This window comes from Spiroplasma clarkii (assembly GCF_002795265.1).
In the GTDB taxonomy this organism is placed as follows: Bacteria; Bacillota_I; Bacilli_A; order Mycoplasmatales; family Mycoplasmataceae; genus Spiroplasma_A; species Spiroplasma_A clarkii.
In genome coordinates, this window is sequence record NZ_CP024870.1 from 655683 (window position 1) to 681817 (window position 26135).

Below are 26135 nucleotides of genomic sequence, written 5' to 3' on the forward strand. Positions count from 1 at the left end.
AACTAATGGAAGGTTTAGTATTAAATAAAGCACAAGATGAAATTGTTAAAGCAATTAACTCAGGAAAAAATTTAAAAATAATTTCACTGCCAAAGTCCGGTAGGAAGACTGCAGTTCTTAAAGCAATTGGCAGTCAGAAAAAACTTCTTTATATATGATTTAATAATTTTAATATCAAACCAAATTTTTTGAAAAGATTTAGTGATCAAGAAAATATTCAAATCATAAATTTAAAAGATATTAATAGTGATACTAATTTTGAAGAGTATGATATTTTTTATTTTGAAAACATTAATTTTTTGAATAACAATAAATTATTAAAAGAAGCTTTAGCAATTATAAATGGTAAATTGTTTAAATGTTTTGCAGACCCAAGGCCAGAGTTTGGTTGAAATAACCACATTGATGATGATTGTAATAAAAGTTCTCATGAAAAACAAATAATTTTTTGTGCTAGTTTTCCAGTAAATATATCAAAAAAATCTAGTGGACTAATTGAGCAACAAAATTTAATATCTATAATTGATGAGTTGATACCATATTTTACAAATTATTTTATTGAGATAACAATGAGTCAGAATTTTTGATTTTCAAAATATGATTTGGAGGTAATTAAACAAATATATCCTGGAAAACTTGATCATCTCACAAGTGAAAAACAATTTAATCGCTTTAATATTCATAACAGTAATATATTTTCATACTCGAAACTAGAATCTAAAGAAACAATGATAGTTTATGACTTTGAAAATGTTAGCATTAAAAAAGTTAAAACAGAAGTTGGACATGATCAAGTCATTAACATAAATTTTTTCAAAACACCAGAGAAAACAGTTGACTTTAAATATTATAATTTAGTATTATTGGTTGGCAAAAGTAATATTAGTAAACCTGAATATTTCAATAATTGATATAATTCATTTTTAGAAATTATTGGTTTGATTACAAATAAAATTTATATTGTTGGTAAATTTACAAAAGATGAGTTCATAACAAAAATTAGTAGATTAAAATCTGGCATGCTTCAAGGTCGAGAATCTAATTTAAAAATAATTGTTTCAAATCTTATTAATAAAAAGTTTTTGAAAAGTAATCTTGGTTATTTAAAATCACTTGAACAATATTTAGAAATTAAAGATATAACAAAAGATGTAGAAATTCATAATGGAGTTAAGTTGACTGGATTAGAGCAGCTTAGAGATGAGTTTGAAAATCTTTTAAAGCAAAGCAATGAAATAATCATAAAACAAAAAGCTGTATTCTACTCTCAAATAATTGAGTTTTATATTTATTTCAGCACTATGAAATATAAATTAAGCAATATTAGTTTCAAAAGTAGTACAAATCAAGCAAATGCATTTAAATTTAATTTTGAAGAAGATGTAGAAGATTTTTTTGCAGCATTAAATGACAATTCAAACAATTGAATTGCAAAAATCACAAAAAATATAGATCAAAATGACAGTAGTGAAAAAAATAAAGTTGCTAATATCCAAAAAGCTTATGAAAAAATCAAGAGATTTTATAACAGAAGCAGTGAAAGTATTAAAAATTCAATTTCAAATTCACTAGTTGAAACAAATAAATTTAAAAATGTTTTTTTGCAATCTAGCAATATTGAGTATCACAAGAAATGTTTAAGCAAAATTGGTAAGTTTCATGTCTCAGGAGAAATTGATTTCATTGACTTAGATTCAAATAAAATTTTTGAGTTGAAAGTTAATAAAGAATCTAAATTGTGTGCTGTTGAGATAGATGAATTTAAAACAGCTGAAATTTTACACAATTGCTTAGAATCAACCAAAAGTCCTAAAAAATCCCAGATTGAAATTACTGATAAGGTAAGTATAAAAAATTTTGCTGGAGTTGTGCAACTGATTTTATATGCAATGAGTAACTTGGAGGACAATGGTGATAATTTTTCAAAGCTAAGTCTTTATCTAGTGGAACTTTACACCCCAAGTATTTGGAGTGTAAAAATTAATTCATACTCTAATTTAACTAAGATTTCAATAATTTTAGAAAGATACATTATGACTTACATTTTAAGAAGATTTTGAAATATGTAAAATTTTTTTTCATATTTCAATTTCCATAAATAATCACAAAATCTAGAATATAATTATATTAAAGAAAAGGAGTTGTATTTTATGGAAAAATTCTCAAAACAACAAGTTGGTAACCTAGTAAATATGTTAGATGGTTATATGGCTAATGGGGGACACCACTTAAATGTCAATGTATTACGTAGAGAGGTTTTAAGAGATGCACAAGCCCATCCAGAAAACCACCCACAATTAACAATTAGAGTTTCTGGATATGCAGTTAACTTTGTTAAATTAACAAAACAACAACAAGATGAAGTTATCTCAAGAACTTTCCACGAATCAATGTAATTTATGATATTATAAAAATCATCTTCAATTCTTAGTTTGTTTAGCTAAGAAATAGGTGATTTTTTCTTAATTTTATAACAATCACACAAAAGCGAAAGGTGTTATTATGTCAAATTATCAAAACAATTATTATATTCCTAAAAGTCTGCAACAAGGTTTCACAACAAATCCAGAAGTCTTTTCATATGATGGTATCCAGATCTTAGAACACAAGAGTTTGGATTTCAAATTTAATTTAGCTTTTACTAACCAAAATCAAAGTCAAAACCAGTTAAATGTGGATTTTGAGGAATTTTGTAAAACTAATATTGACCCAATTTTTAAGAAAATAAGTCAACAAAATTGACAAGGGGATTTGACCAGAGATGAAGTGCTTAAATTAGCTAAGTTTTACTTAATAAATTACTTAAGAAATCCAAGTTGATTAAAATTATTGGCAAATGACGAAAAGAGATGACACAAAGCCATCAGTGAAGCTTTGAATTTAGATATAAAAAAAGCAAATAATCATTCAATTAACTACAATGATTTTCAAATACCTGTGGTTACACAGTGATTTATGGAGAAGACAATTTTTAACTTTTATTATTTGGACAAACCAGTCACTTTTTTCTCACCAGCAAACTTAATGACCCAAATTCCCTTTGAAGCCTTAGAAGATGGAAAAGAATCGGTCTTTGATCTAGTTTTTGCCAAATCAAAATACACTCCATTTGCCTTGCTTTCTCATGTTTGTCCAAATCAAGTGCTGATTATTAGTTCACTTGAAATTTATGAAATATATCATAGCACAATCTCACAAATGTTGAGTGGCAAAGGTGAACGTCCAAAAACAGTGTTTAATTACTTTGGCTATGACCAAGGTGTAGGTTTTGAGCAACCCAAAGTTTTAGCAGAAAACAAGCAGCCAATCAAAACCTCAGCTTTAACTGATAAATTTAATTATAAAACCAAAGTTTTTAGCCCAAAAAATAGTGCAGCCTATATTGGTGCTTTAATTGCAGCAGTCGGTAATGCAACTTGTATTTTTACAAATAAATCAGAAATGAAACAGTTTTTACAAGGATTAATTTCAGACTATGAATTAATTGAAAATTGAATTATTGAATGTGAAAAAACAGGTAAAATCTTTAATGATGAAATCATTCGCAATAACTTGCTAAGTGAGTATGCAATTTGAAAAACAACCCAAATAACAACAATTAAAGAACTTACAAAGTTTAAGATGGATTTAAAATAACAAGCAACTCAGTGGTGCTTGTTTTATTTTTTTTAAAAAAGTTTGGAAAAATTCTTAATATCTTTGAGCAAAAGTGTGGTTATTGATTATAATAAATATGAGGTATTAAAAATGAAACAAGGTGATCAAAAGCCATTAAGAGAGGTAAAAATACTTAAAAAGATTAAAAAGCAAATTGAATTAGATTCACTTGAAACTATGGGTGTAGAACAAGAACAATTGGTAGAGACATTTTTAAAAAAAGTCAGTTCTATTACAAAAAATGGTGAAAAAGTGAACTTCAATTTTGCTTACCTTTATTTAGAGGCTAAAATTATTAGGAATTGTGGTGAATGTCAAAATAATTATTATAATGAATTACAAACCAATTTATCTGATGAACAGTTAATTAATTTACTAACTACAAGTCAAAATATCACTCACTGTTTAAATTGTAATAACCATCAGGTTCCAAACCACAAGTGCAATTGGTGTTATCAAACTATGTGTAACAGCTGTTGTCCAAATTATTTAATTAAAAATTAGTTGAGGTGTCATATGAAAAACAAAGATTATGAAAATCTAAGTAATGCTCTAAAGGAACTCTCCATAGAGAACAAGACTTTAGAAATTACAAAAGAGTACTGGCAAGAACTTGAAAGTGTAATTCTTAACACTTACATAAATAAAAAAAATAGTAAATGTAGTTTTGAAAACCCTTTAAGAAATTGTTACCAAATTATTACAAAAAATTGTGGTGAATGTCAAAAAATTAATAGTCCGATTTTTAATAATGACAAAATTGATGACCAAACAATGTTACTCAATTTTGAAAAAATTGAACTAGAAGATTTGTCAAAAGAAGTTTTTGCAATGATTCATTGCCTGTATTGCGACATCCATTTTCCTAACGAACAACTAAGTTTATCAAACTCATATAGTTGTTCAAATTGTCAGCCAAAATTATATGACAAGATAATTACCCAATAAAAAGGAGAGTTACTATGAGAAAAATAACAAAAAATCTATATTTAGGAGATCAACATTCAGCTCCAACAGATACCAAATTGCGTTTGAGTTGTGCTGAAGAAATTTATTTTGATGTAGCACCTGATCAAAATACCTCTAAGTTTCATGATGGTAATGTGATTTATTACAAATATGCAGATTATCCTCAATATGAAAAAATGGATATTGGTCTAATTGATGACACTATCAAACAAATAGAAAAAAACATTGCTAATAAAAAGATCTATGTGCATTGTTTATGAGGTGTTAATCGCAGTGCCTCAATTGTATTTATGTATATGGTGCGAAACAAATTAATTGGGGGTAATAGTTATGCTACTGCTCAAAAAGAATTTTGAAAAATCTATCCAGATCATGCCCCCAATCCAGGGTGAAAGATCTTTTTACAAGAAAAATACCCATACAATTTTTAATAAAAGGAGAAATGAAAATGAATTTATCAATTGATATTGGGGGAACCAAAATTAGGTTTGCCCTAGTTAAAGACAATCAAGTAGTTAAAAGCTCAGAGTTTTTTAACAATGTAAAAAACTATAAAGAAAACATTCTTAAAATCAAAACAACCTTTGACCAATGAGCAGAAAAGGTTGAGTTTATTGGGATTGCTTGTCCAGGCCCACTTGACATTAAAAGTGGGAAAATTTATAACTCGCCAAATCTAGAAGATTGAAACAATAAGAATTTAAAAGAAGAATTTGGTTCAGTTTTTCAAGTTTGAGACATCCGTATTAACAATGATGCCAATGTGGCAGCTTTAGGGCAATTTAATGTCAGACATGATTTACACTCATTGCTTTACTTTACAATTTCTACAGGAATTGGTTGTGGAATGATTATTGATCAAAAAATTTATAATGGTTTTACAGGTACAGCTTGTGAGATTGCAAATTCTTTTCCAGATTTAGATTTTGGAACTGCTAAATCAGGAATTGAATACTTCGCTAGTGGGAAAAATATTGCTTTAAAATTACAAAGTCTTGGAGTTTCAGTCAAAGACACCAAAACAGCTTTTGAAATGTACTATGCAAAAACAAATCAGATAGTTAATGAGTATTTTGCTAAAATCAAGCAAAAACTTGTGGTAATGTTTGCCACTGCTATTTATTTTTTAAATCCTGAAATAGTTGTGGTTGGTGGAAGTGTAGCAATGCACAACCAAGAGTGATTTGAAGAAATTTTTGCAGAGGTTATTAAAGTAACACAAGATATTAATTACCAAACAAAGTTTGAATTTGCTAAAGATCTTGATGAAAGTACATTTATCGGTTGTGCAAATCTATAAAATAAGTATGCTTTTGCAAGATAAATTTAAAAAAACTTATTTTTTCTCCACTTTTTAATGTATAGTAAATAATGAAGGGAGTGTAAATTATGGGACAAACAGTAAAAGTAACTATTACAAACTTGGCTAACTTTGGAGCATTTTGCGATGCTGAAATTGATGGAAAAGTTTACAAAGGATTAATCCACATTACTGAAATTACTAATGGATTTGTATCAAACATTGCAGATTATGTAAATGTTGGTGATGTTAAAGACGGTTATGTAATTTCAGTTGATGAAGAAAAAAACCAAGCAAAAATTTCTTTAAAAAGAGTTAATGCATAATTAAGGATATTGAATTGTTTATAAATTGTTTATATTTTAAGAAATAGTTACTTTTATACCAGTAATTTTCCACTTTTAACATAAATCGTTTAATGAATATTTTAATCTTAAAAAATAATGAGCCCGACTCATTATTTTTTATTTGCTGCAAATTTTACTAGCCTAGAATAATGAATCTTTTTACAAAATCTTAAACTAATTAAATTTGATAATGTTAAAATATTTATAGAATTAGTTGCGGATGTGGTAAAAAATGGAGAAGTTTGAAACAGTAGCATTAAAGAGGCTAAAGACTATTTTGACCGAAAATAAAAACAGTCAGATAAATGTAAATCGCAAGCAAGATTTAAGTTACACTTATGAAAACCAGCCTGCAACACTGCATAATGTATACCTTGTTTCATTCTATAATAAGTCAAATATTAAAACCAATTTATATATTCGTTTTAATGCAAGTGAGGCTTTATTTTTTATACCAAATGATGGTAAAAAAAGTGAGGCCCTTTATTCAAGTCGTGTGGATACAGAAGACCAAATAAGGCAGTACCTTGCAGCCACTGAACTTGATCATTATGAAGCCTTGTTAAAAGCAGGGTTCAAAGAGGTTTCACCAAAACCTCATTCAAAGTTTATTAGATTTTTAGCAACCTTAAGACCAGATGAAATTAATATGACTGTTGAAATCTTAAAGCATGCAAACCTGGCAGAACAAATTGCCAATGAGTACACCTGTGACTATTATGATTCATTTTATAATTTTATTAATAATTTAATAGCAAAAATTGCCTAAAAAGGAGGAGTGTAAATGTATGAAGAAAAAAGATGCTGAATTTGTGAAGATTATATCCATCCAAGAGATGCTTGGATAGTTTTTAAAATTGTTTGATTATTGCAAAGAAGAGAAATCCATGAAGAAGCTTTTGCTCACATGAGTTGTATTGCTGAAGATATGCCTGAACATAATTTCCGCATGAGTCATCCTTTATTTGAAATTAATTTATTTATTAGAACAAAATGAGTTGGAGAATTTGAAACCACAATAAACATTAATTATAACCAACCAATTTACATTGAAGCTGAAGATTTAAATGAAATCATTGAAAATGAAGAAATTAATGGTCGTTTAAATAACTATAAAATTGAATTGAACTTATTTTTGCATTTTATTAAGTTAGATCACATCAATGAATGGTTTAAAAATATTTTGTTAATAGTTTTACCAACCATTAACCGAATGTTAGTTTTAAGTCCTGAGAAAAAAGAAATTGAATATAAATTAAAACGTTTAAATAAGTTTTTAAACTTTGATGTGATTTTGTCGAAAATTACTTTACCAAAAAAATTAAGCATGAAATATAGTTATGATATTTATGAAAGAATTAAAGACCCAGATTTTCAAAAATGCTACACAAATATGCAAAAAAATGACTTAGAATTCATCAAAGATGGGGTTGAAAAACTATATAAGATTGTTGTCACTGAAATGAGAAAAAGCTATGCAGCAATCAGTCAACCATATTTACATAGTCGTAAATATAATAAATATAAACCTCAACGAGTTCGCGCCTTTGAAATGGATGAGTTAATTGAAAAACCTATTGTTGAAAAGCCAATGGAAGAAAAATAGTAAAAACTAATTTTACAAAAATTAGATAATTTTAATTGTTTTGTGTGATTTGAAAAGAGTGAATTTAATCACTTTTTTATTTCAAAGTAATAGTCCAGTTTTGTTTTGATAACATTTAGTCCTTTTTTGTTTTGATAATCAGGAATTCTAAAATATTTATCTTATATCTGTTTATATTTGCCTTAATATTGTCTATAATATTCATAAGGTACCTTTTTTCTATGTTTTTTGTTCAAATATATTATATAAAAAAGGGTTCCTTTTTTTGTGTTTAACCAATAAAAAATAATGCATTCCTTATTGTTGCCTAGCATAGATTTAGTGAAAAAACCCGCTAAATTATGGTATAATTGTTAAAGATTAAATTAGTATAGGGGCTGGGCAAAGTGAAGTACTACATTATAACTATTAATGGTAAATATGAAGTTGTTGATGCAGTTTCTGATGTTGTTATTGCAGTTTTTCAAGATAATGCTTCATTACAAAACTACTTAAAAATGAAAAAAATTGAAGAAACCAACATTGAAAAAGGAATTATTGATCCATCAAAACGAATCAGAAAAGATTTTTCAAAAATCTTAAAACGCAATTCACTTGATGTAACTCCAGAAATTAAAGCACTTGAAACAACACAAGTTGTTACACCAACTGGTGAGATTGAAACAATTTCAACTGCAGCAGTTGCAAATGGAGGTATTAATTCTGGTGGTATTCCAATTGCACCAATTGATCCAGAAACACAAACTCTTGATTTTACAAATCAAGCAACTAGTGAACTTGGTGAAGTAACCCAAGAAATTGATGTAGTTACAAATGCTAATGAAAGTGATGAAGTGACCAGTGATGTCATTGTCATAGATTCGCACACTGGAGAAGATGATGAAGATCTTCCAGTAAAAAAAGTAAGCAAAAAGGATATCAAGTTACAAAAAAAAGAACAAAAGCAAAGAGAGATTGAAATGGCAAAACAAGCCAAAGCAGAACTAAAACTCAGCAAAAAAAACAAAAAATAGGGTTAGTTCACTCATACAGTTAGTGTATGAAAAGTTTGAAAAATAGTGTATAATATAAGTAGATTTATTTTAATATAAATCTTACAGGAGGGTGAGTTATATGTATTATGTATTACAAAATACAGATGTTTTTTATGTTGTAGATCCAACCATGACAAAGTTGGGTGAATTTAATTCATTTGAAGAAGCTGAAGATTTTTGTGCATATTTAAATGATCAGTTGAGCAATAATCCAGCCTATGGACAAAAATTTTATCCAGTAGCAAACACAATGCCAGTTCAAAGCCAACAAGCCTGTCAACCATTTATGAACATGAATCAAATGATGCCAATGCAACAAATGCCAATGCAATACCCTATGTATAATGATTTTAACCAACCAGCAGGTATGCCATTTGGTAGAGGAATCTCATATGGTAACATTACAGTTAATTGCAGTGGACCTGGAGAACAACCAACTGTTGCACAAACTCCAGCACAATACACACATACTGCACCAGCTCAAGCAACAGTTGGTGGGGTTGTTGAAAAAATCATTGAAAAACCTGTTGAAAAAATAGTTGAAAAAATTGTTGAAAAACCTGTTGAAGTTATTGTTGAAAAAATAGTTGAAAAAATTGTCAAAGTTCCAATGGAACAAGTAGAAGAAGGTCCAATTAATTATTTAAAAGATGAATCTTTATCTACATCAAGTTCTTTAGAAAGACTAAGACCAAACAGAGGGTCTGCTATTAGAAATAGACCAAAAAGAGCACCAATTACTTCAAGAATTAAATTTAGAGGTAGAACACATGGTATATATGATGAAAACACAAAATCATGATTGACTCCAACTGAATTAAACAATTTTATTTCAAAATTAGAGCAATAGGATGCTCTTTTTTTGTGAAAGAAGTTTAAAGGAATAAAAAAATGGGTGAAAGATTTACACTAGTCATTATTTTTGCAAGTATTTGGATAGCTGCTTTAATTGTAAGTGGATCACTAGCAATTTGGTGAAGGAAAAAATTTAAAAACTTTAAGATTCAAAAAAAATTATATCAAGAAATGCTGACAACAGCATTGGAAAATTATAATTTAAAACCAATTGAGATTGAGTATCCCTTACCAGTTGGAGAAACTGCTTATGCAAGCCTAACAACTAAATTGTTTTATAAAAAAATTAAAGAGAAACATTTTAAAACTAGTTTTTTTGAAAATAATTTTAAGAATGATTATCGCTTATTTTATTCAAATAAAAAACTTCTAGAAGAAGAGTGTAGGGTAATTTTAACAAATAAGAGACTTTTATTAGAAGCTAAAATGGAGTATTTAATTGTCAAACTAACTTCAAAGTCAATCATTCATGAAGTGACCTTTAGTAATTCAAAAACAATCTTCAATGGTTTTGAACTAAATGTTTTAGATAAAAGATTTCTGATTGCTTGTGAAGATAATTTTGATTTAATACTTGCTTATAAAAAAATTAAGGAGCATCACAATGAGTAGTGTATTTACAGGAATTGTATTAATTGGGGTTTGCAGTATTTTAATGATAGCAATGTTAATTAGAGTACTTGTTAAAATTTGTAAAATTAAAGCTAGTAAATTTGAAAGAATCTATAAAAATAGAAATTTAATTATTTGATTTTATGTAGCTTTCTTAATAATTTTACCTGGTCTGTTGGCACCAACAATTGCTTTTGCAGTTTTAACAATTCTGCAAAACAATCTTAATTTAACAAATGATGAGAAATTAAGTCAACTAAAATTAATTTTTAATATTCTTTATTTAGTTTACACAATCTTTATCTTGGCAAATTTATTAATGATGGGGAGATTTACAAAGTCATTAATTATTGTTGAACATGAAAATAATTATTTATTTTTAGATGGAACAATTATTAATAAAGATAAAATTAGAACAATTACTCATAATTTAAAAAGAACTGTTTTGATGATTGCCTATTATGATCCCCAAGATGTTTATGAAGTTATGGTTTTAAGTTATAACTTTCGCTTAAAAGATTGATTAAGCGAAAGCACAGCTTTGGAAATAAAATTAACTCCTCAATAATTATTAATACTCACAAAATTTCACAATACTCCAAGCTACTCCATTGTAAGATGAGAGCAAAAGTGGTATAATATTGTAAAGGAAAATTGTTATGGAAAAAAATGTAAAAGATATACAAGTCAATAAATTAATTGACTATAAAAACATGATTAATAAAAATAATGTTTTGATTGAAAATTGAGAGTACATCGATGAAAATGACTTTGTTTTTTTGAAAAAAATGAATGTCAATGATAACCGAACAATGCTTTCTAAATTAACAGGATCACTAATGCTATTAGTTATTTTCATTCCAATTGCTGCCTTTTTTTCAATTGGTTGAACAGCATTGGCAAAATTTACAAATAATACACAAATTGCAAATATCTTTAAAATAGTTAGTGAATTAGTTTTTTTAAACATTGGAGTAGTTTTGGTTTTTTGTTTAATGTATTCATTTACAAATAAAAAACTTTTTTCAATTTTAAGTTCAATTGCAGCTCAAGCTATTTTTGTTTTGGTTACAAGCCTTTTGACTACAGAAGTTGGTGATCAAGCACAAGTGTTGTTTTATAAAAATATTAATTACAATTTCTTTGCAGTAAGTTATGGCTTTATTAGTTTTTGAAATACATCAGTCTACTTTTTGGTAATCACTGCAATTATTATTCTAATAACATACAAATTTTTAAAACCTTTAAAATTTAGTGGGGGATTTTTAAATGGTGAAAAATTAGCTTATATATTAACTCCAGTAATAATTGTGGTTTTAACATTTATTTGAATTTTAGTATGACCAGGAGTTTGTATTGGTCTAATTTCTCTACTAGGATTAATTGCAAGAGCACCAAAAGGGTTAGATATCTTTTTGTTTCAAATTTTAGAGGCACTAGGTCAACCACTTAATACAGTGAGTTTTATTAGAGACCCCTTATTAACAACAAGTGTTGGAGGAAGCTTTGATGGCAGTTATTCAAGAATTTTGGCAGTTTATTTAAGAAGAGCTGCTCAACAAACTGATGTAAAAATGTCAACTCAAGATTTTAATCATGTTTATAACTTAGGTCTAGATATTGAGGGTTTAAAAGAACTATATTCAAGTGAAAGTGATCCAGTATTAAATTCACTTACCTATACAAAATGAACAGAGTCATGACTTAAATTTGCTATTGAAGGTGATGGAGTTAACTTATTTTCACAAGTTGGAGATCAAAATATTGCTCATAAAGTTTTAGAATACAACCGCCAAGCTTGGATAGATTCAGGTTTTGGAGAGGTTGATAGAACCAAATTACCATATTTATACATTGAAGATTTATGAGCTGCTGGAATTTATGTTACTAGATTTTCAGCAACAGGATTTTTAAGCTCAATGTTTATTCTTCCAGCAGCAGCTATTGGAATGTTGTGTGCTATGAACAAAAAATCTGCAATAAAGAATTTACCACTTTTCTTAATAGCAATGCTAACTTCAGTTCTAACTGGTAATACTTTCTTGTTAGCTTTAATTTTACTCATAGCTTCACCAGTTTTCTTCTTGGCAATTTATTTACCATTTATGGCCTTTACAGGAATGACTGCTATGTTTATTAGTATGTTTATCATAAATTATAATTCAACAGGGCTGTTTGACTTTATTATTGGAGGAGTAATTCCATATTCTGAATTTGGAGCTTCTACTGCTTATAAAGCACTTATTGTTGGGGGAGTGAGTTTTGGTTTAATGTCTATTGCTAGCTTTGCTTGATTTAAATTCTTACACTTTAACCCATTTGAATATTATAAATCAGCAGAATATAAAACAAAACATGATGTTCAAGATCTTGTTAAATTATTTGGAGATTACCACAACATTCAAAAAGCAATTATTAAAAATGATAAGCTGTATGTAATTTTACATCATGATGTAAAATTACCTGAGAAAAATAAATTCTTTGAAGAGGTGGTTAATGTTGGTGATAACATCTATATCTTTAAAATTAAACCAAATTGCAAAGCAACAATTGGAAGTTTCTTAAGTTATATTTCAATTTACCGAAATAGTGTAGCAATGCAAATTGAAAATATTGATACATTTAGAGAGATACTTAATGTTTTCAAAGTTTTAGAAGAGGAAACTTGAGAGAAAAAATACTTACTTGTTAAATATAAATTTAACATTGATAAATTTTATAAAACTACAAATTAATTATTTGAAATTAACCATTTTTAAACTTGTTTATTTGATTGAAGATGGTTTTTTTAATTAATTTTTTTATCACAAAATTATATTGGTGATAACCACTATAATCTATTTTGCTCTATTTTTAGCAATTAACTAGAAATGACTGTATCAAAAAAATGATTATTCAAAAGTTTGATAAGAGTCTTTATACTAATTTTTGAAAGCTTTAGATTTTTGATAATAATGGTTTTGAAAGTCTCAGATTGATGGTTTTGCTTGAAAAAACTGACTTAATATGATACTATTTAAAAAGATTAGTATCAAATTAAGCGAAAAAATTGGCTTAGGAGATGCTAATCGGGTTAATGAGGATTTGAAAATGTCAGGAAGGTGAAGATAATGTTTGCGAAATCTGAAATTATTAATAAGAATATTATCACAAAACGTGTTAAATTTGCCTCGTTAATTAGATTTGTTTGGAGAACTTTGTTTTTTGAAAAAGCTACAATAGTTACTAGTAGTATTTGTATAGTGACTTCATTAATGTTTTCACTGCTTTTCCAGGTTTTTTATAAGAGTCAAGAACAAGTTGTGATAATTTTTAACTATTATTTCATTTTTTATGTTTCAATTTTAATATTCATTTTATGTTTAAGATTGTGTCAAATTTTATGAAGCAATAAAATTGACGACCGAACTGTTATGAATTTAGCAATTTCAAATAATAGCCGTAGCAATATAATCTACTCATTTTTTTTGTGTAGCTTTTTATATTTAACTACAATAATTGTTGTAAACTTTTTTGTTGTTGTAATTCCTGAATTAATTATCAATCAAACAATTGCGAGTTTATTAGTTAAAAACACTTTTGTTTTATCATTATATGGTCTGTTTATTGGTTTATTATTATTTTCATTTTTAACTTTTGCTTTTTTGTTTTTTAACAAAAATATTGCCTTGATGGTTTCCGTGTTAATTTTAACTTTCCAATTTGTTTCTGCAATTCCCCAAAAGTTTCATGATGAAAAAAATCCAAGTATTTTTATTCCATTTTATGACCAAACCTCAATGAGTGTTGAGAGAATTAGAAATGTGATTGATTTACAAAAAAACATCAAAGCCAAAAATATTCGCTATCCAAATTTATCAGCTTATATCAATAGTAGCTTTTTAGAAGGAGATTTTAAAAAGGGTACCACTTTTGCTAGACCTGAAACAGTACTAAAAAGAACAGAAATTTGAGAAAAATTGGGTTTGACAAATGATCAAACAACCCATTTACAATATCAAAATCTTGAGTTAGCTAGAAGAGCTGAAGGATGACCTACTGCTTGGGCTAATAATAGTAGTGTTGATTTAAACATTATTTTCATTGATGAAATTATTGATTTATCAGCACTTGAAGTTTTGGTTGAAAATGCAACAGAATATAAGGAAATTTTAAGAGAATTTTATAATTTTGTGATTGATATTCAAACAAACTTTTCAACAACACTAGAATTTCAAAGTAACTATTGAGATCTTTTTGATGTTTTTCAAAATGTTTTAAATACTTGTGACTCAAATTCAGATTGTACTGATGAGCAAAGCTATGTTAAAAACAACAACCTTGAGACAAATAATTTACGAGGTTTAACTACATTAAATCTAACTAACTTATACCAAAATTATTTTTATGGTCAATCTGGACTTGCTTTGAGAACTAGTGATGAATTAACTGAGTTAGTCACTCAAAAACTTTTCAACCCAGTTCGCCTGGCAGTTAGAATTTTGGAAAATTACTTTATTGAATCAACAAGTGATTTCAATTTGATTACTTCAGTTGAAAACATTAATCCAGTGGTTGTCACAGATCAAAGATGAATAGATTACCAAAGTAGTGTTAGATTAAATAATTTACTCTATATTTTAAACCCAGTGGCTACAACTCAATCAATTTATACAACTTTTACTAGTGAGTCTTCAGAAGACATTTGATTTGAATATAAAAATCGTTCAAATATTATCTTTACAAAGCAACAAAATATTTTTATGACTTATCCGCGATACTCAATTGTTTTAAATAGAGATTACGTAATTAAAAATGATACCTATAATGAAGTTTCTCAAATTTGAGTCTTCATTTTGATTCAAACTCTATTTTTATTATTTTTCTTGGGAATGTCAATTAACAAGTTTAATCGCTTGGATCTAAATTAAGGAGGTGGTTAAGAATGATAATTAATGACAAAAACCCTGATGGCCCAAAAGAAGATAAATATGCTCCATATAAAAATATAAATAAACAAGTAAAAAAACCTGAAAAACCAAAAAAACCTGAAAAAATAAATAAAAAAGCAAAAGTTGTTAAAACCACTAAAACTAAAGTAGCTAAACCTGGAAGAATTAAAGTTGATAAAAATTTTAAAGTAAAACCAAATACGGTTATTGTTTTTAAAGATTTTCAAAAACGCTTTAAAAGTAGTGCTATTGGACCAATTTCTTTTGAAATAAACAAGGGAAATTTTGTGGGTTTATTGGGTTCTAGTGGTAGTGGGAAAACTGTGGTTTTGAATACTATTACTGGGGCAATAAAGCGCTTTGATGGTAATGTTTGGGTTGAAGGTCTCAATCGTCATAAGTGAAATTCATTTCATGCCAATGCCAAAATTGGAGTTTACCAACAAATGGACTTTAGCTTAGAGACACTTTCATGTGAAAATTATTTAAAAAATTATTGCACTTATTCAGGTATCAAAAAAGAGTTTCAAAATGAGGCAATTAAGTTTTGACTACAGTTTTTTGAGCTTTGAGAACATAAAGATAAAAATGTTCGTGATTTTTCTTGAGGAATGAAAAATAGGGTTAACTTGATTTTGTGTTTTTTAAAAAATCCAGAAATTATGATTCTTGATGAACCAGGAGCAAACTTAGACTCAATTTGAAGGGCAAGAATCAATAAGTTATTTAAATATTTTAAAGCAAATGAAAAAACACTAATAATCTCTAGTCACAATATTGATGAGATTATTGATTTAATAGATTATTACATTGTTTTACACAATGGAAAAAAAATCTTTGAAGGTCATAAAAATGAATTAAATCTTTACAATAAATACAAGTTATTTTTACAAGAAGACTTTAATGTTGAAGATTTTAGAAAATTTTTACAAGAAAAAAACATGAAAACTTTTAAGTATGATCCAAAAGAAAAATCAATTGTTTTTTCAACAAATGATTTAGTTGAAATAAATTGAGTATTTTTGTACTTTATTAAGAACGGGGTTCCAATTTTAAACCTTATTAAATTGTCAGTAAATATGGAATCAATTCATAAAGCACTTGAAGGAAAATTTGAACTTTAATTATTTATGATAAAACTTTTAAAAAAAATGAATTACTGTGTTGTATTATGAATATTTATTTAATATAATATAGTTATATGTGAGAGGAACAAAATATATGAAAAAATTATTAGAAATTTTAGCAACCTTAGGTTTAACAGCTTCGTCAACTGCATCTGTACTTGCTTGTGGTCCTAAAGAAGTTCCAGATGAAATTTTACCAGACCCTGTTGATCCTGCTGAACAAGAACGTTTGAAACTTCAATTCATTCAAGAAGTTAGGTCAGTAATTACTGCAAGTGTCAGCTCAAAGGCTAATTCTTTATTTTTGAGCAAGACTAGTGCTGAAAATGAAGGTCTTCAGTTTTTTACTTTTGAAAACATAGGTAATATTTATGAAGGAAATGATGAAGTTATTAGTTTAACTCCTGATAATATTAATGCAATTAGAGCAGATTTAAACAATTTATTAATACTTTCAAAAATCAATGAATTGGTAAAAAGTCAAGTTGCAGAGCAAGCCAAGTATAGTTTTTTACTTGAAGGAATTGATACTGACAAGATTGTTAAGACAACAACACCAATAATTGGTGATGAAATGAATCTTAATATGACAAGTTATGGTGATGATGGGAGCATTTATCAGGGAACAATAGACTTTGGACTTGAATTCATATTTATGTTTAATGGAAAAGAAGAAACTGAGAATTTCCAAAATAATTCATTGAGTTTTGGTATTACTGATAATGAAATAATTATTAATGGTATCCAAAAAATTGTAGAAGATTTACCTAGAACTATGTATAAAAAATATGGAGATTTATTTAGATTAACAGATGATGATTTTGAAGGTGATACTCAAGCACAAGCTAAATTTGTAGCTCAAAATAATAATGCTCGTAATTACTTTTTAAAACCTGAAAATAAGAAAGAATTAAAAACTAAAATTAGTGATGAAATTAATCAGTTGGTGCCAGATTTAACAGGGTCAACAGTTGAAAACTTAGATATTACAGATAGTGTAAGTTACGATAGACTTTATAGCAGTAGTAGTATTAAAACTGCAATTCCAAAAGATGGTTTTGTTGAAAATGCAATGTTTTTCAAAAATGATAGAACTGATGATCAATTAATAGAAGAATATAATGAGCAATTATCAAGTAACTTTGATTATACTGCATTTAAAGCCAGTGCAGAAACTAGAATTTTAGGAAATTTAGGTATTGATCTTAATTCTAATGAAACTGATTTTAGTGATTATGGTCATATTGGACTTGGTGAGTTTACTGTTAAATTAGCAGATGTTGAAGTGACTTTAAATGAGATAAATTTACTTTACTTATATAATTCAACTGAAAATTACGGATTAGCAATTTCTAAATTATTTAAGTCATGACAAGCATCTTGAAATCTTAAAACAACAGAAGATAGAAATGCTTTATATAAAATTGATGCAACAGATTCAAATATGGCAAAAGATGTTTGAACAGCAATTAGTAAAAACCCAGCCCAACCATTTAAAATCATTGGTGATGATAGAGATAAATTCTTTGGAGATGCCGTTAAAAACACAGCCTTTAATAATTTCTTTGTAATACATATAAACAGTAATAGAAATCCATATGCATCTGTAAATGATAAAGGTTTTGGTGTTAACTATAGTGGATTTCCTGGTAATACATGAACATTTATAAAATCATGAAGAATTGAATTTGTTCTAGATGATGTAAGGTTTGCAATTGATTTTACTTCAAATGAAGATTATAGACCAACACAATGAAGTGGTTTAGGTTCAAAACCAACTCCTAGATATCTTTTGGAGAAATAAAAATTTATTAATAACTAAATTATTTAGCCTGAAACTTTTAGTTTTGGGTTTTTTAGTTGCTATTGAACTTTATTTAAATCATAAATCATTCTACTAAGGGTATAAAACTTAATGTTTACATTTACCAAAAATATTAACCTAATTTAAACTATAATATTTTTAAAGATGTATTTGAAATACTTAATGATTTGCTGTGACTTTGGTATTTTAATGAAAAGGAGTCGAGAGATGGAAAACTTAATAAAGAAACTAATAAAGACTATTAATGAAGAAGAAGTAAATTCAATAAAATGAACCATTGCTTCATTTTTTATAGATAATTTAGATTTTGTAGCTCAAAGTCAAACCAAAGAAATTGCAAAGCAGTGTCATGTAAGTCCAGCTTCAATTATTAGATTTTGTTCATTGTTGGGTTATAGTGGAATTAATGAATTAAAATATATAGTAAAAAATTCAAAAGCAAATTACCCAGCTAGAGAAAACTGAGATGAAAATGAAAGAAACTATTTAGAGATTTGAACTGAAGGTTTTTTGAATTTATCTACGAATTTAAAGAACAATAAGCAAATCTTTCAATGCTTTGAAGGTGATAGAAGTATTTATATTTTTGCATTTAATGTTGCCTACTTTGCTTCAAAAAACTTTTTACAAAGAATCAGAGTAAAAAACTATAAAGTTTTTTTAGAACAAGATATTTCAACAATTGATTGATATATTGACCACATCAAAAATGATGACGTCATAATCTTTGTGAGTCTTAGTGGAAATAACTATATCTTACAAAATTTTGCAAAAAAAGCAAAAGGAAAATGTCAGACTTTTGCAGTAATTGGAGATAGACTTGGTTTTGAAAATGATGTTGACAATCATTTACTTTTAGAAAATAAAGAATCAAATTTTTGAAACCTTTATTCAATTAGAAGTCAGCTGCTACAACAATTGTGAGACTTGTTGTTGATCCAGTTATAGAAATCGGTTTCAGTTTTGAAATATGTTTTAGAATAGTTTAAAAGTAACAATTGAAAATTTTGAACTGTTATCCTTTAAATGTAATTTAAAGGAGGACAAAATGATAGATCAAAATATTTTAAATAAAGATTGTGTTATCTTAGATTCACAATCTCAAACAAAAGATCAAGCTCTGCTAGAATTAGCAGAACTTGGTGTAAAGTTTAAAGTTGTCAAAAAATCTCAAAATTTATTTGAGGGCTTTTTGAAAAGGGAATCAGAATTTTCAACAGGTTTGGAATCTGGATTTGCCATACCACATGCAAAAATTAGTGAAATTAAAAAACCAATGATATTTATAGTTAGGTATGGTTCAGAAATTGAGTGAGGAACACTTGACAATTCAAAAGTCAAAGTTGCAATTGCGTTAATGATTCCACAAAATTCGAACAGTGAACACTTAGCCTTGATGAGTAATATTTCTCAAAGATTGCTTGCTGCTGAGGTAAAAAAAATTTTAAAAACTAGTTCAGACCCTCAAGAAATTATTGAGGCACTGAGTGTTGTTGAGGTTGCAACCCAAGCAACTCAAAATTATGAGGGTTACTTGATTGCAATTACAGGCTGTCCGGCAGGGGTTGCCCACACCTACATGGCAGCTAAAAAAATTGAAGACTTTGCTAAATCAAAAAATTGAAAAGTAAAAGTTGAAAAACAAGGGGCGGCTGGTTTTGAAGACAAATTAACAAGTGAAGATATTGTTAATGCAAACGTCTTACTTGTTGCTGCAGATATTAACCCTGGTGAAATGGAAAGGTTTACTGAGATTCCAATTGTAAAAACTTCAGTGGCTGAACCAATTCATGACATGACAAAAATTTGAAAACAGTTGTTATCAGCTAAACGAGAAGTTGCAAATCAACAATTTCAAGAAATTGCTAAGACTACCCAAAAAGAAAAATTTAATTTTAAAGTAGCTTTTAGAAAACAAACTAAGACTTTAAAAAATTCAATTTTAACAGGAATTAGTTATGTTGTTCCAATAATTGTAGCTGGAACCACAATTGTGGCTCTAATAACTATCATTAATCAAATTTTTGGACAAGAAACAGTTGCCACAAATGCAAATTGATTAAATAAACTTTCAGATGTTTCAGGTGGAGCACTATCAATTTTATTAGCTCCAGTTTTAGCTGGCTACATTGCCTATGCAATGGCTGACAAGCCAGGTTTATTTCCAGGCTTTCTAAGCGGGCTTGCTTGTAATGCTGTAAGTTATTCAAAAATGGTTGATGGAACTGAAACCACTATTGTTGGTGGATTAGGTTTTTTAGGAGGTTTAATTGCTGGGATTATTTCAGGGTACTTGATGTTAGCTGCTAAAAAATGAGTAAAATCTAAAAAATTTCAAGGAGTTTTAACTTGATTTGTGTATCCAGTTTTTGGATCACTAATTGTAATGTGTATTATCTTATTTGTAATTGGAACACCATTAGCATTATTAATTAGTTTAATTTTTGATGGTTTAACTAAACTTCAAACTACAAATGTTTCATTTTTAGTAGGTTTGATTGTCGGAATGCTTTGTGTAATTGACTTGGGAGGACCTTTCAACAAAGTAGCTTGGGCATTCTCATTTGCTAGTTTTACCCAAGCCTTTGATGGAAACACTGTGGTTAATGCAAGTTTATTAGCACCTTACACTGCCTTTTGAGCAGCCGGAATTGGAACCGGTTGAACTACAGCTCTCGTTTCAATCTTGTGTAAAAAAATTATTACCAAAGAGGAACAAGAGGCTGGCAAAATTTCATGAATTATGTCATCACTGGGGATAACTGAAGGAAGTATTCCCATGATGCTGGCAGATCCTTTTAGAGTAATTCCATCATTTATGGTTGGAGGAGCAGTCAGTGGAGCTTTAAGTTATGCTTTAAATCTTGGATCAACCATTACTGGTGGGGGATTTATTACAGTAGCAGGAGTAATTTCAACTTCAGGTGCTCTAAGTGTTGGAGTTGCTATTCTCTTATTTATTGTTATTGCTTTAATTGGTTGTGCTATTTCAACTGGAATGATTGTTGGTTTAAAATTATTACATTTAAATCCCAAAGCAGAAGCAAAAGTGGGCAGAATTCTTGCTCAAGTCTTTACATTAGGAATTATTAATGTTAAATTCAAAAAAGAAAAAGCAAAAGTAACAGAAGTTAAAGTATAAAAATAGAATTTGGTGATAAAATGAAAACTGACTTTGAAAAAATGCTAAATCGTTCCCAAACTAATGAACGCCGTTGAAATCCACAATACATTGAGGCAACTTTCAAGATTAATTACAACAAAAACACAATTGATTCATCAATTGCAGATCTTGATTTTAAAACCCCAACCCCAATTGTGGAGGCTTTGCAAAACAGAATAAATCATGGCACTTTTAGTTACACCTACATTAGAGAAGATGTTTTACAAGCAATCAGTAGTTGGTACAAAAATTATCATCAACTTCAAGTTGCCACCAAAAATATTAAATTAGTCCATGGCACAGTTAATGCTATGCACCAAATTGTTAATGCTTTTACAAAAATTGGTGAGGGAGTTTTGATTCAAACCCCAATCTATGAACCATTTGGGAGATGTATTTACAACAATGATAGAGTAGTTGTAGAAAATAAGTTAATTTATGAAAACCAAACCTATAAAATGGATTTTCAAGATTTTGAAGCTAAAATCATAGCTGATAAGATTAAACTATTTTTCTGATGTAATCCTCACAATCCAGGTGGAGTGGTTTGAAGTAAAAGTGATGCTAAAAAATTAATAGAAATTTGTGAAAAGCATCAAGTTTTATTGGTTTCTGATGAAGTCCACTCAGATTTAATTTTAGAAAACCAAAAATTCTATTCTCTACTAGATTTCAAAGTCAAAAACAATTACTTTATAATTTGTGCATCACCAAACAAAGCTTTTAACCTTGGGGGGTTAAAAGGATCATATTTGATTATAGAAAATGAAGAAATTAGAAAAAAAATTGATAAAATTTATGAAGCAAATTCAATTACTTCACCAAATGTTTTTTATCCAGAAGCCATCAAAGCTGCATATACATCAAAAATTGTGCTTAATTGGTTAACTGAGTTAAAAGCCTACATTTGAGCAAATTATCAATTGTTAGTTAAAGAGTTTCAAACTTTAAAAAATGTTGAAATTATGAAACTACAAGCTTCATATCTTGTTTGAATTAAATTTGATGACAAAATTTATGATGTTAAAACCATTAAAAAACAGATGCAAGACAATGATATTATTGTTAATTGAGATACTGATTTTTATGGAGCAACTCCAGGTTGATTTAGAATAAATATTGGATCTCCTGAAAGTTTAGTTAGAGATTTAATTACCAGATTAAAACAAATATTTAATAAGTAAAGGAAAAAAAGATGAAAAATATAAAAATAACTTGTAAAAATGCACCCAAAGCAATTGGACCATATTCACATGCAGTTGAAGCAAGTGGTAAATTATTATTTGTTTCAGGACAATTACCTGTGGACCCAAAGACAAATAAATTTGTTGCTAGGGGCATTGTAGAACAAACTCAACAAGCACTGATGAATGCAAAAGCTATTCTCAAAACTGCAGGTTATGAGCTAACAGATATTTGTAAAACCACAGTGTTTTTAAGTGATATTCAAAACTTCACTGCAATGAATCAGGTTTATGCTGAAATTCTTGGAGAAGTTAATCCGGCTCGAAGTGCTTTTGAAGTTGCCAATTTACCACTAGGAGCTTTGGTTGAAATTGAATTAATTGCTAGTAAATAAAAATACCCTTAGGGGTATTTTTTAATTCAGATATTTTTGTGTAATGGAAGTATTTAAAAACTATTTTTAAAATCAAGGACTGTGATATACTTTATTTGCAATGAAAGAAATTGCAAATAAGAGTTATAAATAAAATGGAGAATTAATAATGAAAATCAATAGAGGTAAATTTTTACTGAATATTTTTTTGATGGTAGTTTTATTGGGCTGTGTTAGTTTTATCTTTGCTACACCTAAAACAAAATATGAAGTAAATCGCATTAAAACCAATCAAAAGATTGTAATGTTAACTTTTGACGATGGGCCAGGTTTTGAAGATGAAAAAATCTTAGATATTTTAGATCAAAATAATGCTAAAGCAATATTCTTTGGCATTGGTAAAAATTATGAAAAATATTGAACTGATGTAAAAATTAAAAACATAGTTGATCGAATGATTATGACTGGTAATTCACTAGGTAATCACTCTTTCACTCATGTAAATTATCATTTCAACATTAAAAAAGCAGTTGATGAATTTGTTAGAACCGATGAATTAATTCAAAAAATTTATGCAGAACATGGAATGAAAATTCAGGCAGCAGATATTCTTGTAAGAATGCCATATTTACAATATTATAGTGGCTTAGATTATTTACAAAAAAAATTAAATGTCAATTATTTTGTTCGAGGTTATTTAGGTTGTGATTATAATGGAGCTGTTTGTGGTAAAGAACACATCATAAAACAATATAAAAACCATTTGCAACCAGGGAAAATTTTAGTTGCTCACAGCAAAGATTTTGCTCAAGAATGACTGCCAGAGTGAATGGATTATTTAAAAACAATGGGTTATCATACTGCTAATTTTACAATTGGTCATTATTGCTATCAAAATTATGGGAGGTTAGTTTTTTAATGTGATCAACAGTAGAAATCTTTCAGTTCATTTGTTTAAATATTGCAGCTAGTTTTTTTATATATTTTAATTTATTAAATGTTTTAAAAAGAGGAGAAAACAAAATCTTTTGAGGGTTTTATATTGGATTTTTAGTATTTAACTGCATTTGGTTCTTGGGAATTTATTTTATAGATTTTGTTATTTGAAAATATTCATGAGGAACATTTGCTTGAATTCGCTATGGATTTTTAACCATTAGTGTCTTACAATTGACAATTTGTCTAATTTTTGATAAAAATGCACAAAAAAATTTTGGATTCCAACTTAAAACCTAAATCATTCTTGTCAATTTTTGACAAGTTTTTTTTGACTTAAAATTTCTAATTCGCTAATAACACTTGATATAGACAAGTATATTTTATATAATTGTCTTGAACATTACGTATTTAATAAGTTGTTCTTATTTTAATTCAGAAGAAATAAAATAACTAATTAAATTATGAACTTTATGAAAGAAAAGGAAATTAAAACAATGAAAAAATTATTAAGCATTATTGGAGCAACAACTCTGATAACTTCAACTGTTGCAAGTGTTGCAGCTTGTAGTAAAAGTGAAATGAGCATAAAAGTAGATTCAGGTTGGATATCTAAAGACAGTGTTTCTGATATTACAGCACTGGCATTAGACAAAATTGCCTTTCCAAATATCAAAAAAGCAATTGTGAGAGAGTATGGAGATGAATGATGAACAAAAATTTACATTTCTTATTTAACATTTGCTTGAGAATTTAAAGAAAATGGTGAAGTTTATAAAACTAGTGATTTACAAAAAAATGTTGGTAACGGACTTTTTGATATCTTAACTTTAGACTACACTATTACATATTTTTCATTTTATAGTGAGGAGTATGAATCTCCAATAATAGTTGATGGATCACATAATGGTTATGAAACAAGAAATAGAAACGTGTTAACAATGCAAGCTGTTCACCCAGATATAAATGGAAAACAATATAACTCAAGTCATAGTTATGACATTCCATCTAGTGAAAGAGCAAGATTCCAACAAATTATGAGTGGATGAGCACATCGTAAACTTGTTATTGATATGAAAGTTAAAAAAATTTAAAAACAGGAGAATGGGTATTATGAAGAAATTATTAAGTGTTATTGGAGCAACAACTCTGATAACTTCAACCACTGCAAGTGTTGCAGCTTGCAGTAAAGAGGAATTGAAAATAAATGTTGAAACTGATTGAATAACTAGACGTGGTGGGAGTCAGTATAACGAGATGATTTTGCTTATGTGAAATGAAACTATTATTCCCAGAATTAAAAACACAATCATAAAAGAATACAACAATGATTGATCAACAAAAATTGAAATTTCATATTTAACTTTTGGGTGGCAAATTAAAGGTGTTGACAGAATCTATGCAACTTTAAATAGGTTTATTGTTTCAAAAGATTTTTATAATATCTTGGCTTTTAATTATACTATTAGAAGTTATTCTTTGTACAGTGTTGCATATAGTGATGAATATAGTAATCATTTAAGTATTGGTGCAATAGATCCAACTGGTGAAAAAACTTCACTAAGTATAAATGAAACATTTGATACTACAGAAACTGAGCAAATCCCAACTTTAGAAGCAGATTATAGAATTGTTGTTGACATGAGAGTAAAAAAACTTCAGAAAAGTTAAAAGTATTGGTGTGACTTTCTAAGTGCTTTATATTTTTTAAAACTTTTACAAGGCAAGTGATTTTAAGATAAGTTTTACTTTTAAGTAGTTAATTTCAAAATTGTTAAAAAAATCTGAAAAATTTATTACAAAATTAAAACAACTTGTCAGGAAAGTGTTATTTGTAGTGCTATAATAAAAATTATCCTTGGTATTATCATTTTTTCCATGGATTAAGGAGGCAATATGAGTAAAGTTTATCGAATTGGTAAAGTCGTCTATGTTGAAATTGATGGTGTGACAATTTCACTGCAAAGTAAAGATGATGTAAATACATTAATGTTTGCATTACTGCCACAACTTCAAGATGTTAAAGATAAAATTTTAGATCATGTCTATGATGCTTTAATTGAAGTTTTTGAAGAAATTAAACATAAAAACGAAGTTATACATGCATAACAAACAAAAGCTATGAAAATGAATTTAGCAAATCTTTTCTCAACTTATAACTTCGTTCAATTAAAATGAACAACTTAGGGGAAATGATTTAAAGATATGTTTTAAT

The 26135-nt window shown here is 27.9% G+C and carries 27 protein-coding genes; all 27 read left to right on the top strand.

Annotated features, from left to right (window positions below; all coding sequences use genetic code 4):
* Nucleotides 1–5: 5 nt before the first annotated feature.
* The 27 genes from SCLAR_RS02920 to SCLAR_RS03050 all read left to right on the top strand — a co-directional run bounded on the left by SCLAR_RS02920 (nt 6) and on the right by SCLAR_RS03050 (nt 26029).
* Entirely contained in the window at nt 6–2069 is a 2064-nt protein-coding gene (locus tag SCLAR_RS02920; RefSeq protein WP_100254445.1) for a hypothetical protein, read from the top strand.
* An 81-nt stretch (nt 2070–2150) separates the two neighbouring features.
* Complete coding sequence (locus tag SCLAR_RS02925) at nt 2151–2396, top strand: glycine radical domain-containing protein (protein WP_100254131.1); 246 nt, start codon at nt 2151–2153, stop codon at nt 2394–2396.
* A 106-nt stretch (nt 2397–2502) separates the two neighbouring features.
* Nucleotides 2503–3636, top strand: coding sequence for a hypothetical protein (locus SCLAR_RS02930; RefSeq protein ID WP_100254446.1), 1134 nt, complete (start codon nt 2503–2505; stop codon nt 3634–3636).
* A 111-nt stretch (nt 3637–3747) separates the two neighbouring features.
* A complete protein-coding gene (locus SCLAR_RS02935) occupies nt 3748–4161 on the top strand; it encodes a hypothetical protein (protein ID WP_100254447.1) in 414 nt (137 codons plus the stop codon).
* A gap of 12 nt (nt 4162–4173) precedes the next feature.
* Nucleotides 4174–4605: a hypothetical protein gene (locus tag SCLAR_RS02940; protein WP_100254448.1), complete on the top strand. Its 432-nt coding sequence runs from the start codon at nt 4174–4176 to the stop codon at nt 4603–4605.
* A 14-nt stretch (nt 4606–4619) separates the two neighbouring features.
* Nucleotides 4620–5057, top strand: a complete 438-nt coding sequence (locus SCLAR_RS02945; RefSeq protein WP_100254449.1) for a dual specificity protein phosphatase family protein — start codon at nt 4620–4622, stop codon at nt 5055–5057.
* Nucleotides 5058–5074: 17 nt separating this feature from the next.
* Nucleotides 5075–5926 (top strand): ROK family protein, encoded by an 852-nt coding sequence (locus SCLAR_RS02950; RefSeq protein ID WP_157795131.1) that lies wholly within the window; start codon nt 5075–5077, stop codon nt 5924–5926.
* Nucleotides 5927–6015: 89 nt separating this feature from the next.
* Nucleotides 6016–6252, top strand: coding sequence for a S1 RNA-binding domain-containing protein (locus SCLAR_RS02955; protein WP_100254451.1), 237 nt, complete (start codon nt 6016–6018; stop codon nt 6250–6252).
* Nucleotides 6253–6505: 253 nt separating this feature from the next.
* Nucleotides 6506–7042 (top strand): hypothetical protein, encoded by a 537-nt coding sequence (locus tag SCLAR_RS02960; RefSeq protein WP_100254452.1) that lies wholly within the window; start codon nt 6506–6508, stop codon nt 7040–7042.
* Nucleotides 7043–7057: 15 nt separating this feature from the next.
* Nucleotides 7058–7879, top strand: coding sequence for a hypothetical protein (locus tag SCLAR_RS02965; protein ID WP_100254453.1), 822 nt, complete (start codon nt 7058–7060; stop codon nt 7877–7879).
* Between the two features lie 386 nt (nt 7880–8265).
* Nucleotides 8266–8892 carry a hypothetical protein gene (locus SCLAR_RS02970; RefSeq protein ID WP_100254454.1) on the top strand — a complete coding sequence of 209 codons (627 nt, stop codon included), beginning with the start codon at nt 8266–8268 and terminating at the stop codon, nt 8890–8892.
* Nucleotides 8893–8992: 100 nt separating this feature from the next.
* Entirely contained in the window at nt 8993–9763 is a 771-nt protein-coding gene (locus SCLAR_RS07165) for an IMCp domain-containing protein (protein WP_186788223.1), read from the top strand.
* 41 nt (nt 9764–9804) lie between these two features.
* Entirely contained in the window at nt 9805–10380 is a 576-nt protein-coding gene (locus tag SCLAR_RS02980; RefSeq protein WP_100254455.1) for a hypothetical protein, read from the top strand.
* Nucleotides 10373–10948, top strand: coding sequence for a hypothetical protein (locus SCLAR_RS02985; protein ID WP_100254456.1), 576 nt, complete (start codon nt 10373–10375; stop codon nt 10946–10948). Before SCLAR_RS02980 ends, SCLAR_RS02985 begins: the two co-directional genes overlap by 8 nt.
* Before the next feature lie 91 nt (nt 10949–11039).
* Nucleotides 11040–13115: a hypothetical protein gene (locus SCLAR_RS02990; RefSeq protein WP_100254457.1), complete on the top strand. Its 2076-nt coding sequence runs from the start codon at nt 11040–11042 to the stop codon at nt 13113–13115.
* 375 nt (nt 13116–13490) lie between these two features.
* On the top strand, nt 13491–15290 hold the full coding sequence (locus tag SCLAR_RS02995; protein ID WP_100254458.1) for a hypothetical protein: 1800 nt from the start codon (nt 13491–13493) through the stop codon (nt 15288–15290).
* A 14-nt stretch (nt 15291–15304) separates the two neighbouring features.
* Entirely contained in the window at nt 15305–16435 is a 1131-nt protein-coding gene (locus SCLAR_RS03000) for an ABC transporter ATP-binding protein (protein WP_100254459.1), read from the top strand.
* 97 nt (nt 16436–16532) lie between these two features.
* Nucleotides 16533–18242, top strand: a complete 1710-nt coding sequence (locus SCLAR_RS03005; RefSeq protein WP_100254460.1) for a lipoprotein — start codon at nt 16533–16535, stop codon at nt 18240–18242.
* A gap of 228 nt (nt 18243–18470) precedes the next feature.
* Nucleotides 18471–19211, top strand: a complete 741-nt coding sequence (locus SCLAR_RS03010; RefSeq protein WP_157795132.1) for a MurR/RpiR family transcriptional regulator — start codon at nt 18471–18473, stop codon at nt 19209–19211.
* Nucleotides 19212–19311: 100 nt separating this feature from the next.
* Nucleotides 19312–21405, top strand: coding sequence for a fructose-specific PTS transporter subunit EIIC (locus SCLAR_RS03015; RefSeq protein ID WP_100254462.1), 2094 nt, complete (start codon nt 19312–19314; stop codon nt 21403–21405).
* A gap of 20 nt (nt 21406–21425) precedes the next feature.
* Nucleotides 21426–22610 (top strand): MalY/PatB family protein, encoded by a 1185-nt coding sequence (locus tag SCLAR_RS03020; RefSeq protein ID WP_100254463.1) that lies wholly within the window; start codon nt 21426–21428, stop codon nt 22608–22610.
* A gap of 11 nt (nt 22611–22621) precedes the next feature.
* Complete coding sequence (locus SCLAR_RS03025; RefSeq protein WP_100254464.1) at nt 22622–23005, top strand: Rid family detoxifying hydrolase; 384 nt, start codon at nt 22622–22624, stop codon at nt 23003–23005.
* A gap of 148 nt (nt 23006–23153) precedes the next feature.
* A complete protein-coding gene (locus SCLAR_RS03030; protein WP_100254465.1) occupies nt 23154–23903 on the top strand; it encodes a polysaccharide deacetylase family protein in 750 nt (249 codons plus the stop codon).
* On the top strand, nt 23903–24220 hold the full coding sequence (locus SCLAR_RS03035) for a hypothetical protein (RefSeq protein ID WP_100254466.1): 318 nt from the start codon (nt 23903–23905) through the stop codon (nt 24218–24220). The genes SCLAR_RS03030 and SCLAR_RS03035 overlap by 1 nt, the downstream gene beginning before the upstream one ends.
* A gap of 197 nt (nt 24221–24417) precedes the next feature.
* Nucleotides 24418–25014 (top strand): lipoprotein, encoded by a 597-nt coding sequence (locus SCLAR_RS03040; protein ID WP_100254467.1) that lies wholly within the window; start codon nt 24418–24420, stop codon nt 25012–25014.
* A 19-nt stretch (nt 25015–25033) separates the two neighbouring features.
* Nucleotides 25034–25591 (top strand): lipoprotein, encoded by a 558-nt coding sequence (locus tag SCLAR_RS03045; protein WP_100254468.1) that lies wholly within the window; start codon nt 25034–25036, stop codon nt 25589–25591.
* Between the two features lie 225 nt (nt 25592–25816).
* Complete coding sequence (locus tag SCLAR_RS03050; RefSeq protein ID WP_100254469.1) at nt 25817–26029, top strand: hypothetical protein; 213 nt, start codon at nt 25817–25819, stop codon at nt 26027–26029.
* Nucleotides 26030–26135: the final 106 nt, after the last annotated feature.